Below are 13203 nucleotides of genomic sequence, written 5' to 3'. Positions count from 1 at the left end.
AGAACGGCACCTTGAGCGACGCCGAGACCGCCTCAAATTCGTTGTCGAGCTGTTTTAACGCGGTCACCGCCGTCAGGTGGCTCGACGAGTAGTAATGGACGACGGTCGAGAGTGGCCCTGCAGCTCCGCCTGCAAGCGCTGCGCCACTTGCTGCAGCAACTCATCGCCAACGTTGTGGCCCTGGGTGTCATTGAGTTGCTTGAAGTGGTCCAGATCGAGCAGCATCAAGGCGCCATGGCGTCCACTGCGCTGCGCCGCCTCCATGGCATGTTGCAGGCGCTCGGACAGCAAACGCCGGTTCGGCAGGCCGGTCAGGTTGTCGTAAAAGGCCAGCCGATTCAATTCTTCGACATGCAGGCGGTCCGGCGCGATATCGCGCAGCAGGCCGATAAAGCTGGGCGGATCGGCGCCGACGATCTCGGACACCAGCAAGCTGACGGGCAATAGATGGCCGTCTTTGTGGCGGCCCTCGACCTCACGGGCGTTGCCGATCAGGCGCTTCTCGCCGCTGTCGCGAAAGTGCTGCAAATAGCCGTCATGCTGAGCGGTATGGGGCGCAGGCATCAGCAGGCTGACATTGCGCCCCAACAGCTCATCGACGGCGTAGCCGAACAGGGCACAGGCGGCCTTGTTGCAGCTTTGAATCAGGCCGGCAGCGCCGATCGTGACGACGCCGTCCAACATATTGTCCAAAATGGTCTGACTGTGCAGCGCCGACGCGCGCAGCCGCGACTCGGCCTGATGCTTGTACAAAGCCATCTCCAGCACCGTGCGCAACTCGCGTTCCCCAAAGGGTTTGAGGATGTAGCCAAACGGTTCGGTCAACTTGGCGCGCGCCAGCACATCGTCGGCGGCAAAGGCCGTCAAGAACACCACCGGCAGCGCCAGGTTGGCGCGTATCTGCTGCGCGGCTTGGATGCCGTCCATCGCGCCGCCGAGCTGTATGTCCATCAGCACCAGGTCAGGCTTCAGCTGGGTCGCCATGGCCAGCCCCTGCTCGCCGCTGGTGGCATGCCCAACCGCTGCGTAGCCGAGCTCCTCCAACTGCTGGCGCAGGTCGCGGGCGACGACGTATTCGTCTTCCACGATCAGAATTCTGGGCACAAGCAGATGTGGGATGGGCATGGGGCTGGACTCAAATGGGATCATGGTCAATGCACAAATCCAACACCGACCGCGCTTGGCTGAACTCAAACTGGTTGACGAGGTTTTCGACGATGTCAAAGCATGCGCCCAGCGCGCCGCGCAGCAAGGCGGCATGGTCATCCAGCAACACGATGGCGGCAATGTCGCCGTCGGCCAACAAGGCCTGCAGACGCGCCAGCACCGCGCCGGCGCTGACTTGGCCCGCGGCCAGGGGCCCATCCCCTGCATCCCCTGCAACCCCTGCATCCCCTGCATCCCCCGTGCGCCCTGCGCCCCCCGCCTCCCCCGCCTCGGCCGGATCCACCGCCATAGCCTCGGTCAAGACCCGCAACTCCAGCTCCAGCAGGGCAATTTCGGCAGCCAGCAAGGCGGCCATGTCCGAGGCGCCGGGTTGGGGTGCGTCAGCCGTCCCGGTGACGCGCAGTCTGGCCTCGATGATGGCGGCCGTATCGGCCAGCCGCAGCGCACCCAAGGCCGCCGCCGTGCCCTTCAAGGTGTGCGCGATCTGGCGGGCGCCGGCGGTGTGGCCGACTGCCAGTTGAGCCCTCAAGTTGGCCGCGCTGTGGGCGTTGGACTGCTGCAAACGGGTCAGCAAGTTCAGGTATTTATCGCTGTTGCCGCGCAGCGCCGCCAAGCCTTTGGCCAGACTCAGGCCGGGCAGCCGCGCCAAACGACTCAACCGGGCGTTATTGGCCGCGGCGGAGCTTGACTCCACAGTTGCCGAAGCTGGCGACGGCGCGACGTTCAGCGCCGCCTCCGGCTTGCCGCGCTGCTGCGTCAGCGGCAGCCATTTCAACAGCGCCCGGTAAAGCCGCAGCGGCTCGATGGGCTTGGCGATGAAGTCCTGCATGCCGGCCAATTCACAGGCTCGGTGATCCTCATCGAAGGCATTGGCCGTCAAGGCCAACACCGGCGTGGTGCCGCCCACCGCCAAAGCACGGATCAGGCGGCAGGCCTGCAGCCCGTCCATCACCGGCATTTGCATATCCATCAGGATCAGATCGAAGGGCTGGCTCTGCGCCGCCTGCTCCACCATGGCCACGGCGGCCGCGCCGTCGCCGGCCACGGCCACGTGCAGGCCCAGCCGCTGCAGCATGTCCTGCGCCACCTCCAGATTGACCTCGTTGTCATCGACCAGCAAGACATGGGCGCCACCATGCAGGCGCCGCACCTGCATGTCCAGCCCCTGCGTTTTCAGCTCCGGCGTTTTCAGCTCCGGCGCCTCCAGCTCTTGCGCACCAAGCTGCTGAACGCTGTCGGCGCCGCCCTCGGCACCGCACTCGGCACCCAGCCGCGCGGCCAACTCGGGCTTGTCCGCCTGGCCCCTGCGCAGCTCGGCGGTGAACCAAAACAGGCTGCCCGCGCCCAGGCGGCTGCTGACGCCGGCCTCACCGCCCATCAGATGCGCCAGCCGCCGCGTGATCGCCAGCCCCAGGCCGCTGCCGCCATGTTTGCGGGTGGTGGAGGCATCGGTCTGCTCGAAGATCTGGAACAGCCGCCCGACCGCCTCCTCGCTGAGCCCGGCGCCGCTGTCCTCGACTTCGAAACGCAACAGCAGCGCGTCGTCGGCCAAGCGCGGCGAACTGGGCAAACTGGGCAAATTTGGCAAGACGCTGACGCGCAATTTGATCGTGCCCGTTTCGGTGAATTTGACCGCGTTGCTGGCGTAATTGAGCAACGCCTGGCGCAGCCTAGTGGGGTCGCCATTGAGCCAATCGGGCACGCCTTCGGTGAGGAGCTCAAGCTTGATCCCCTTGCTCTGTGCCGTGTCGGCAATCAAGGCCTCGACCTGGTCCAGCACGGCGCCCAGATGAAAGTCGATCTGCTCCAACTGGACCCGCCCGGCCTCAATCTTGGAGAGGTCGAGAATGTCATTGATCAGGCTCAGCAAATGCTGGCCCGCAGTGTTGATTTTGTCCAGCCGCGGCACTTGCGCGGGCGCAGGCCCGTCACGGCGCAGCAAATAGTTGAGCCCCAGAATCGCATTCATCGGGGTGCGAATTTCATGGCTCATATTGGCCAGAAATGCACTCTTGGCCAAGCTAGCCGCCTCGGCTTGCGCGCGCGCAACCGCCAACTCCTGCGTGCGCTGGCTGACCAACTCCTCCAGATGAAAGCGATGGTCGTCCAGCTCGCGGCCCATGCGGGTGCGCTCGGTGACGTCCTCCAGCACCGCGACAGCATGGCTGATCTGGCCATCGGGCTGGCGCAAGGGGCTGAGGACGGCGAAGCTGCTGCGCTGGCCGCCGGCGCCGGACTGAATCAAGCCGCGCCAAGTATCGCCACGCAGCAAGGCGGCACGAATGGCCGGCAAGGGCGCCGCATTCGACGCAAACAAGGCCGGCGTGCTGCCCAGCAGCTGCGCACGACTGCGGCCGGTCGCCGCCAGGTAGGCCTCGTTGACGTACTCGATCCGCTCATGCGCATCAATGATGAAGATTGCCGCGCTGCTTTGCTCGACCGCCAAAGAAAGCTTGCGCAGCTGCGCCTGTGCTTGTTTGCGCACGCTGACGTCCCGGATCAGCACATGCACGGCCGGGCTGCCGTCGAAGGAAATCGTCGTGCCCACAATTTCCACATCAATTTCCTTGCCATCGAGCCTGATGAAGCGCTGCTCGGCCAAGCTGAACTTCACCCCGTTCGCTTGCGCCGACCCGATGCCGGCACGCGCCTGGGCATGAAATTCTGGATGTACCAGCTCAAGCACCCGGCGGCCCAACAAGTCATGCGCCGAGCCGGCGCCCAGCAATTCGACCGCCGCCGGGTTGACGTAAATGAGCCGGCCGGCGCGGTGCACGGCCAAGGCCTCGGGCGACCATTCAACCAAAGCCCGGTAGCGTGCTTCACTGTCACGCAACAGCGCCTGACTCTTGGATTTGTATAGCGCCATCTCCAACACGGTGCGCAGTTCGCGCTCCGAGAACGGCTTCAGGATGTAGCCAAAGGGTTCACTCAATTTGGCCCTGGACAGCACATCATCGGCCGCATAGGCGGTCAAAAACACCACCGGCGGCCCGCACTGCTCACGGATGACCTGTGCCGCCGCAATGCCATCCAGCGGGCCGGACAGCTGGATGTCCATCAAGACCAGATCAGGGCGCAGATCCAGCGCCAAGCGGATCGCCTCGTCGCCGCGGCTGGCGTGCCCGACCGGCACATAGCCGAGCTCGCGCAATTGCTGCTCAATGTCGCGGGCGACCAAGATCTCGTCTTCGACGACCAAAATGCGCTGACCGGTCTGGTGCAATTTCATAGGCGGCTCGATTCACGGTTAGCGTCAAGTTGGGGCGGTGAAAAAATAACGCTGAATTCCGCCGCAGGCCCGCTGCCGATCAGCAAATGCCCGGCCATTTGATGCGCCAGATCGGATACCAGCTTGAGCCCCAGAGAACTCTCACGCCGGACCTCAAAGTCTGCCGCCAAGCCGGCACCGGAGTCGCTGACGCTCAGGCGCCATTGCGGGCCACCCGCGACGGGCGGCAGGCTCACGCTGATGCAGTCGGGCCGCCGCTGCTCTTTCACCGCCCTCAACAAGGCCATTCCATCGTGAATGTCATCGGGGATGTCATCCTCGACCAGGAGCAGCTTGATTTCGGCCGCCGGATCAAAGGCCGAGACAGACGACTTCGTCATCATCAACAACATCATCATTGCGGCGCCCTTTCACTGCTCGACCAGGAGTCGCGTATGACCTGCATGGTGCGCACAAACTGAGCATAGTCCACCGGCTTGAGCTCGAAGCGAACCTTACACGGTGGCGGCGGGCAGCGTGAAGTGAAAAGCGCCGCCAACACCGGGTTTTGACTCGACCCAGATGCGGCCACCGTGAAGTGCCACATCGGCAATGGTGCAATCTGGGCGGTCTGTGATGTCCGTGATATCTGTGATGTCTGTGAGTCCGGCGCCTGCTCAAGCGCGCACGCCAGGCTGACCCGGCCCAGCGGCTTGCCCACGTATTTGATGGCGTTGGAGAGCAGGTGTTGAAACAGCTGCTGTGCCTGCCGGCCGTCGTGATCGACCCCGTCAAGGCCCAGCCGCTGCGAATCGTCTCTCACATCTCTCACAGGTTTTGAACAAAGGCTTTGGGGTGGTGGCCGGAGTTGATGACGCGGTGGTCGCGGCTCGGCAATTCCTCAGGCGGCCATTTCGAGATCGCACAGAACTTGTCATTGACATCGGTGATCAGGCCGCTGCGCTCTCAGTTTTCATCCGAATCCACCTCCCGCCGCACAGCGCTTTGTTGCACCGCCTGCGGCGCAAATATAAGTTCAAAGGCTGCCAGCGGCAGCGGCCCGACCGTCAACACGGCCCCGATCTGCTGGGCCAGGTCACGCACCAGTTGCAGGCCCAACGTTTGGCTACGCTGGATGTTGAAATCGGCCGGCAGACCGACCCCGTCGTCACCGACGCGCAAGCACCACGCGCCAGCTTGCCCGCGCTGTTCACCGCCAGGTAGCGGCTGCAACTCGATCCGCAAGACCCCTTTGCGCCCATCGGCAAAGCCATGCTTGTAGGCATTCGAGATCAACTCATTGAGCAGCAAGCCGCAAGGCGTGGCTTGATCCATCGACACTTGCAGCGCGGCCATCTCGATCTGCAGGCGCACCGCGCTGCTGCCATGGCTGCGGCAGGCTTGCACGGCCAGATCCCGCAGATAGGTGGCCAGATTGACGCTGGCAAAGCTGCCGCTGCGGTACAGCGACTCGTGCAACAAGGCCATCGCCCTGATGCGCCCCTGCATATCGCTCAAAACCTCCTGGATGCGGCCTTGCCCGCTGCGCCCGGCCTCCAGTCGCAACAAACTGCTGACCACTTGCAGATTATTTTTGACCCGGTGGTGAACCTCGTTCAGCAGCGCGGTCTTTTCGCGCAGCCCGGCCTGCAGTGCAAGCCGGCTTTGCTTGCGCTCGGTGATGTCATGAATCAGGGCTAAGTTGGCCGGCGCGCCGTCAAACACGATCATCGCGCCCTGCACTTCAACGTCAAAAACCGTGCCGTCCAGTTTGAGATAGCGCTGCTCGGCCCGCAGCTGCCGCAGGCCGCCCTGAGCCACCTGCTGGATCCGCGCCAGCACTTTTTCATGCTCGTCCGGTTGGATGAAGTCGAATATGGGCTTGCCCACCAAGTCCTGTGCCGAGACGCCGCCCAGCAGACCCACCAAGGCCGGGTTGGCAAAAATGAGCTTGCCGTCGCGGTGCACGCCGATGGGCTCGGGCGAGTCCTCAATCATCGCCCGGTAGCGGGCTTCGCTTTCACCCAAGGCGACTTCGCGCTGACCGAGTTCGGCCAAAAGCAGGTTGAACCCGCCGATCAGCGAGCCAATTTCATCCGCCCGCTCAATCGGCAAGGGCTGCAGCGGCAGGCCGTTGTCCGAGGCTGCCGCGGCCAGGGCCAAACGTCGGGAGGCCTGCACCAGCGGGGCGAGCTGCCAGCGCAGCAAGCACCACATCAACGCGCCGGCCACGGCGCTCAAAATCAAAGCGGCCAGCAGCATGCGCCGCTGCAAGGCATGCAGTGGCGCAAACGCCTCCGCGGTCGGCAGTGTGGCCGCCACCGCCCAGCCCGCCACCGGCACCGCCTTCAGCGACACCAGGACCTCCACGCCGACCGGGTTGGTGTACCGCAAGGTGCCTTCATGGCCGGCCGCGAAGCGGTCCATCGCGGGGATAACACCCACCGGCGGCATCAGCTGCATGATGCGGCTGGGGTCGCTGGAGATGATGCTCAGGCGCTGCTTGGGCGAGACCAGAAAGTAATGCCCGGTTTGGCCGAAACGCTGGGCGCTGATGCGGTCCAGAAAACTGGGCATGGCCAGATTGATCAAGCCGACCAAGACCCCCTGCACCGCGCCGCTCGCAGCACGAATCGGCACGATCACACCGAACACCGGGGTCTTCAAGATACGGCCGATCACCGGCCGCCCCACCCGCGCCTGGCCATCTTGCAAGCTGGCGGCCACGTCGAGATTGTGCAGATAGTTGCTGCCGACCCGACCCGGCAGCGGCGGCGCATCGGCGATGGCCAAGCCGCCGGCAGCAATGAAGACGACACCGCCGTTGAACAAGGACAGCAACACCGGCCGCTGATCCAACAAGGACTGCGCCAACTCGGCGCCGGCGCTGGCATTGACGTCAAAGGCGGCGGCCTCCTTGGCCACGATTTCCAGCACCGCCATGCGCGTGCTCAGTTGGTCATTGATCTCGGCGGCCAGCAGCACCACGCTGCCGAGTTGGCGCTCACCCAAGAGCTGTTGCATGTCGTCATGCACGATGCGGCCGACGTAGATCGCCAAGGACCAGATGCTCAGCACCACCAGTGCCGAGGTGAACAGGGTCAAACGGGTGTTGAGCGCCCTCAAGGGAAGGAAGCGTAGGAATCCGAACGTGGGCAAAGTGCTCTCCGGCATCTTGAGGGCTTGACCATACCTTGCCCGCGCGTTTGGCCGCAAGCCCAGCGGCCGGCGGCAGGGAAAACGACTAGCGGCGCAAGCCCGCAGCGTCCCTATGCTGCGGCACCGAAAGCCAGATCCCCTCCAGCCACAAGCCTCCCGTGAAAAAGTATTCAGCCCTCCTGTTCAAGACCCCCCGCTATGCCTTCGTGATTGCATCGGCCATGACTGGCCTGCCCTCTGCGCAGGCGACCGAATTGGCTGCCCCACCACCTGCGCTCGCAAGCGCTGCATCAGCGCCGGTCAGCAAATGGCAGGTCAACCAGCCGCCCGGCCCGTCGCGCCAGATTGACATCGACACCCGCAGCGGCACCTGGATGAGTGTGGACGTCAGCCCGGACGGCAAACAGATCGTGTTTGATCTGCTCGGCGATCTCTATCTGATGCCCATCGAGGGCGGCTTGGCGCGAGCGCTGACGCATTCGATTGCCTGGGAGCAGCAGGCGCGCTTTTCGCCCGACGGCAAGCAGCTGGCCTTTCAAAGCGACGCCGGTGGTGGCGACAATATTTGGGTGATGAATGTCGACGGCACGGGTCAACGCGCCGTCACCAATGAAGACTTCCGCCTGCTCAACAACCCGGTCTGGCACCCCAGCGGCAAGTACATTGCCGCACGCAAGCATTACACCGGCACCCGCTCGGCCGGCTCGGGCGAGATCTGGCTCTATCACCTTGACGCCGCAGCGGCCACCAACAAGGGCGTGCAGCTGAACGAGAAGCCGAACTGGCAAAAAGATCTGGGTGAGCCGGCGCTGTCGCCGGACGGCAAGTTCCTCTACTACTCGCACGACAGCACACCCGGTCGCCAGTTCGAATACAACAAGAATTCCAACGGCGAGATCTTCAAGATCTTCCGCCAGGACCTCAGCGACGGCAGCGTCGAGCCCTTTGTGCAAGGCCAGGGCGGTGCGATCCGCCCAACCCCGTCGCCCGACGGCAAATACCTGGCCTTTGTGCGCCGGGTCCGCAATCAAAGTACGCTGTTCCTGAAGGACTTGAAGACCGGTGCTGAGCTCGCCGCCTGGGGCGAACTGGAGCGCGATTTGCAGGAAAGCTGGTCGGTCAACGGCGTCTACCCGGCGTTTGCCTGGACGCCCGATGCCAAGAGCGTGGTGCTGTGGGCCAAGGGCAAACTCTGGCGGGTCGACCCCTTCAAGAGCAGCGCGGTGGAAATTCCCTTCCATGTGAAAGACCAGCGCGCGGTACGCGCCGCACTGCGCCAGCCGCAAGTGGTGGCGCCCGATCAATTTGCCGTCAAGCAGCTGCGCTGGGTCACGGTGGCGCCCGATGGATCCAGCGCCGTCTATTCGGCACTGGGTCAGCTCTATTTGAAGGATTTGCGCGCCGGCCAGGACGCCGCGCCAAGGCGCCTGACCAAGCAGCAAGACGCCTTCGAGTTCTTCCCCAGCTTTTCACGCGATGGGCGCGAGTTGGTGTTTGTGACCTGGAACGACGACAAGCTGGGCAGTGTGCGCAAGCTCGACCTGGCCAGCGGCCGCGAAACCCTGATCACCAAGGCGCCCGGCAAATACCTGTCGCCCAAGTTCTCACCCGACGGCAAGCGCGTCGTCTACAGCAAGGTCAAGGGCGGCTACCTGACCACGCCTTGGCATGGGCTGGACAACGGCATCTTCATCATCACGGCCGATGGACAGGGCGAGCCGCTGCGCATCGCCAAGGACGGCGAAGCGCCGCAGTTCGGCGCCGGCAATGACGCGGTGTTCGTGAGCCGCTTCAGCATCAGCAATGAGGTCGACGCGCGCCGCGCGCTGTGGCGTATCGAGCTGAAAGATCGCAGTGAAACCGAAGTTGCCCGCGGCGAATTCGTCAGCGACTACAGCCTCTCGCCGGACGGCCAGTGGTTGGGCTTTGTCGAGCGCTCGCATGCCTATGTGATCCCGCTGCCCCTGGCCGGCAAGACCATCACCGTTGGGCCCAAGATGGACGCGCTGCCGGTGCGCCAACTCGACGGCCTGGCCGGCGAAAACATGCAGTGGAGCGGCGACAGCCGGCGCGTGCTGTTCAGCTACGCCGATGAGCTGTTCAGCGCCGCGTTGGCCGACGCCTTCGCGCCCATCGCCGTTGACGCCGACGGCAAGCCCCTGCCCAGCAGCTTCAAGGCCGCCGAGGTGCAAAAGGCCGGCCGCAAAATTGGTTTCAGCCAAGCCAGCGACAAGCCGCTTGGCCGCATCGCCATCACCGGCGCGCGCATCGCGACGATGAAGGGTGACGAGGTGATCGAGGACGGTGTCATCCTGGTCGAGGGCAACCGCATCGCGGCCATAGGCGTGGCCGCGCAGGTCAGCATTCCGGCCGACGCCAAGCGCGTGGACGCCAAGGGCAAGACCATCATCCCCGGCCTGATCGACGCCCATTGGCATGGCGGTATGGGTGAGCACGAAATCATCCCGCAGCAAAGCTGGATCAACTACGCCTCGTTGGCCTTTGGCCTGACCACCATCCACGACCCGTCCAATCGCAATGGCGACATCTTCACGCAGGCCGAAATGCAGCGCGCCGGCCTGGTCACTGGCCCGCGCATCTATTCGACCGGCTCGATTCTGTACGGCGCCAAGGCCGGCATCAACGCGGTCGTCAACAGCCTGGACGACGCCGTCGTCCACCTGAAGCGCCAGCAAGCGGCCGGCGCCATCAGCGTCAAGAGCTACCAGCAACCGCGCCGCGAGCAACGCCAGCAGGTGATCGAGGCGGCGCGCCAGACCGGCATGATGGTGGTGCCCGAAGGCGGCTCGCTGTTTCAGCTCAATATGAGCATGATCGTGGACGGCCATACCGGCATCGAACATGCCATTCCCTTGGCCGAGGTGTATGGCGATGTGCATCAGCTGTGGACGCAAACGCAGGTCGGCTACACGCCGACGCTGAACGTCGCTTACGGCGGCCTCGACGGCGAGCATTACTGGTACGCCCGCACGGAGGTCTGGAAGCATCCGCTGCTGAGCAAATACGTGCCACGCGGCCTGCTGGAGGCGCGTGCGGTGAGGCGTGAGACCGCGCCTGAGGAAGACTTCAACGTGATTCGCGTGGCGCGCACCGCAACCGAGTTGCAGCGCGCCGGTGTGAAGGCCAATATCGGCGCCCATGGTCAGCGCGAGGGCCTGGGCGCGCATTGGGAAATGTGGATGTTCGGCCTGGGCGGCATGACGCCGCTGGAGGCCATCCGCACCGCCACCGCCAACCCGGCGCATTACCTGGGGCTGGACAAGGATCTGGGGTCGCTGGAAGTGGGCAAATTGGCCGACCTGCTGATCATCGACGGCGATGTGCTGACGGACATTCGGCAAAGCGACCGCATCAGCCATGTGATGCAAAACGGCCGCCTGTTCGAGGTGAACAGCATGAACGAGGTCTTGCCGCGCCAAAAAGCACGCAAACCTTTCTTCTTTGGCGGCGCGGACGGCCGCAGCATGCCGATTGAAGACCTGGGCCACAGCCATGGGCATGACGGGGATTAAAGTATCTATTTAAAAATCCATCAACGGACTACTGCGTTGATTTAATTCGAATATGGATTTACACTCCAGGCTCGGATTGAGTAAATCTTGATTTTTCGGGAGAGCGATGCGATGCATGCTTTTGAAGCGGATTCGGCCGGGCTGGCCCGGTGCTCGGACTCCAACTCGGCGCCACTGGGCGTGGCTCAGCAGCGCCAATTCAAGCGCGGTGGCGGGCCCGATCTGCAATCCCCCGAAGCGGCAGCGGCCGCGCTGCGCGGTTTTTTCAGGATTGCGCAGGCCTGGGGGCTAAGCAATGACGAGCAGCAACACCTGCTGGGCTGCGGGCGCAGCAGCTTTTTTGACTGGAAGGCCGGCCGCGTCAAGCGTGGCCTGGACGCAGCCACGCTGGAGCGGCTCTCGCATATCTTCGGCATCTACGCCGGCCTGCAAATCCTGCTGCCCATCCCCGAGCGCGCCGACGCCTGGATCAAGCGGCCCAATAGCGCGCCGCTGTTTGGTGGCGGCACGGCGCTGGCGCGCATGCTGGCCGGCCAGGTGTCCGATTTGTTCGTGGTGCGCCAATACCTGGATGCCCAGCGCGGCGGCTGGGCTTGAACTTCCCCTCCACCGATCTGCTGTGGTTGGACTCCTGCCGCCTGCTGCCCAGCCGCTACCCGCCGATCTCGCTGTTTGAACGGGTTGTCGATGGTGCCGACCTAGCCGTCAACTTTGCGATCGAGTCACTGGGTAATCCACGCCTGCGCGATGAAATTGGCGAGCTGACCCTGGTACCGCGCGAGCAGCGCATCAGCGGCCCCGGCTGCAGCCCCATCATGGCGGCCTTCACCCACCTGAACCCGGCCGGCAGCCGCTTCTCGGACGGCAGCTACGGCGTCTACTACGCGGCCAGCGAATTGGAAACCGCCGTGGCCGAGGTCAGCCACCACCGCGCGCTGTTCCTGGCACGCACGGCCGAGGCCGCGATTGATGTCGACTTGCGCTGCTACCGGGTCACGGTCAAGGCCTTGTTGGGCGATCTGCGCGGCCTGCAAGGCCAAGCCGGCATCGCGGCGCTGCACGAGCCCAACTCCTACGCGGCCTCGCAGCCCTTTGCCGTGACACAACGCGCGGCGGGCATGGCGGGCCTGGTCTATGACAGCGTGCGCCGCGCCGGCGGCCACTGTGTGGCGCTGTTCACCCCGCTGGCGGCACTGCCGCCGGCCCGCCAGGCCGAGCATGTCACGCTGCGCTGGAACGGCGAGCGCATCGGCGACTGGTATTTGAAGTCGGATCACCACAAGCTCTGAAACGCAAACCTGGATAGGCCATGTACATCCCCAGCTATCACGCCGAGCACGACCTGAACACGCTGCAGTCCTTGATCGCCGCCCACTCGCTGGGTGCCTGGGTCACGCTGGGTGCGGACGGCTTGATCGCCAACCACATCCCCTTCGTGCTGGACCGCAGCGGCGGCGAATTCGGCACCCTGCGCGGCCATGTCGCGCGCGCCAACAGCGTCTGGCAGCAACTCAGCCTCGCGCTGGATTCCGTGGTGATGTTCCAGGGCCCGCATGCCTACATCACGCCGTCCTGGTACCCGAGTCGGCTCAGCGAAGGCAAGGTCGTGCCGACCTGGGACTATGCGGTCGTGCATGCCCACGGCAGGCCGCGCGTGATCGACGATCCGCAGTGGATATTGCAACTGCTGACCGATCTGACCGACCACAACGAGGCGGGCCAGCCGCTGCCCTGGCGCGTCGGCGACGCGCCGCCGGACTTCATTGCCAAGCTGAGCCGCGCCGTGGTCGGGATTGAAATCCCGATCCGCCGCCTTGAGGGCCACTGGAAGCTGAGCCAGGACGAGGCCATGCCCGACCGCCAGGGCACCGTGGCCGGTCTGGCCGAGTTGGGCGACGCGAATGCAGCCGCGTTGGCGCGCTTGGTCGAGGAGCAAATCAAGTGAGGCCGGGCCACCGCATTTTCTGGCACCGAACGCGGCCAGACTTCTTAGTAGCGCAATGCGTCAATCCACCAACAACAGCGCCGGGCTTTCCAATTGCGCACGCACCGCCTGGATGAATTGCGCCGCGACCATGCCGTCCACCACCCGGTGATCAAACGAGGACGACAGATTCATCATCAAGCGCCCGA

The 13203-nt window shown here is 64.3% G+C and carries 10 protein-coding genes; 4 read left to right on the top strand and 6 right to left on the bottom strand.

Annotation, left to right across the window (positions count from 1 at the left end; translation table 11 throughout):
• Positions 1–72 precede the first annotated feature (72 nt).
• From RMO57_RS07965 to RMO57_RS07945, 5 genes are all read right to left on the bottom strand, one after another.
• Entirely contained in the window at positions 73–1125 is a 1053-nt protein-coding gene (locus RMO57_RS07965; RefSeq protein WP_310385643.1) for a diguanylate cyclase domain-containing protein, read from the bottom strand.
• Positions 1126–1135: 10 nt separating this feature from the next.
• Complete coding sequence (locus tag RMO57_RS07960) at positions 1136–4399, bottom strand: response regulator (protein ID WP_310385642.1); 3264 nt, start codon at positions 4397–4399, stop codon at positions 1136–1138.
• Positions 4396–4779 carry a hypothetical protein gene (locus RMO57_RS07955; RefSeq protein WP_310385641.1) on the bottom strand — a complete coding sequence of 128 codons (384 nt, stop codon included), beginning with the start codon at positions 4777–4779 and terminating at the stop codon, positions 4396–4398. The genes RMO57_RS07960 and RMO57_RS07955 overlap by 4 nt, the downstream gene beginning before the upstream one ends.
• 14 nt (positions 4780–4793) lie before the next feature.
• Entirely contained in the window at positions 4794–5201 is a 408-nt protein-coding gene (locus RMO57_RS07950; RefSeq protein ID WP_310385639.1) for a hypothetical protein, read from the bottom strand.
• A gap of 143 nt (positions 5202–5344) precedes the next feature.
• Complete coding sequence (locus RMO57_RS07945; RefSeq protein WP_310385637.1) at positions 5345–7537, bottom strand: sensor histidine kinase; 2193 nt, start codon at positions 7535–7537, stop codon at positions 5345–5347.
• A 158-nt stretch (positions 7538–7695) separates the two neighbouring features.
• On the opposite strand from RMO57_RS07945, the gene RMO57_RS07940 reads away from it, so the two are divergent.
• The 4 genes from RMO57_RS07940 to RMO57_RS07925 all read left to right on the top strand — a co-directional run bounded on the left by RMO57_RS07940 (position 7696) and on the right by RMO57_RS07925 (position 13015).
• Entirely contained in the window at positions 7696–11070 is a 3375-nt protein-coding gene (locus RMO57_RS07940) for an amidohydrolase family protein (RefSeq protein ID WP_310385635.1), read from the top strand.
• A gap of 111 nt (positions 11071–11181) precedes the next feature.
• Positions 11182–11667 (top strand): MbcA/ParS/Xre antitoxin family protein, encoded by a 486-nt coding sequence (locus RMO57_RS07935; RefSeq protein ID WP_321170841.1) that lies wholly within the window; start codon positions 11182–11184, stop codon positions 11665–11667.
• Positions 11664–12359, top strand: a complete 696-nt coding sequence (locus RMO57_RS07930) for an RES family NAD+ phosphorylase (RefSeq protein WP_310385634.1) — start codon at positions 11664–11666, stop codon at positions 12357–12359. Before RMO57_RS07935 ends, RMO57_RS07930 begins: the two co-directional genes overlap by 4 nt.
• A gap of 20 nt (positions 12360–12379) precedes the next feature.
• Complete coding sequence (locus tag RMO57_RS07925) at positions 12380–13015, top strand: FMN-binding negative transcriptional regulator (protein ID WP_310385632.1); 636 nt, start codon at positions 12380–12382, stop codon at positions 13013–13015.
• A 60-nt stretch (positions 13016–13075) separates the two neighbouring features.
• On the opposite strand, the gene RMO57_RS07920 is transcribed toward RMO57_RS07925, so the two are convergent.
• Positions 13076–13203, bottom strand: a 128-nt coding sequence (locus RMO57_RS07920; protein ID WP_310385645.1) for a 2-oxo acid dehydrogenase subunit E2, incomplete at its 5' end; no start/stop codon positions are given.

Source organism: Roseateles sp. (assembly GCF_031397715.1).
Taxonomy (GTDB): domain Bacteria; phylum Pseudomonadota; class Gammaproteobacteria; order Burkholderiales; family Burkholderiaceae_C; genus Paucibacter_A.
This window is presented reverse-complemented; position numbering and strand designations above follow the sequence as displayed.

Coding starts and splice junctions, on each gene's coding strand:
- RMO57_RS07960 (WP_310385642.1), bottom strand. CDS start 4,399: ATGAAATTGCACCAGACCGGTCAGCGCATTTTGGTCGTCGAAGACGAG.
- RMO57_RS07965 (WP_310385643.1), bottom strand. CDS start 1,125: ATGCCCATCCCACATCTGCTTGTGCCCAGAATTCTGATCGTGGAAGAC.
- RMO57_RS07925 (WP_310385632.1), top strand. CDS start 12,380: ATGTACATCCCCAGCTATCACGCCGAGCACGACCTGAACACGCTGCAG.
- RMO57_RS07935 (WP_321170841.1), top strand. CDS start 11,182: ATGCATGCTTTTGAAGCGGATTCGGCCGGGCTGGCCCGGTGCTCGGAC.
- RMO57_RS07955 (WP_310385641.1), bottom strand. CDS start 4,779: ATGACGAAGTCGTCTGTCTCGGCCTTTGATCCGGCGGCCGAAATCAAG.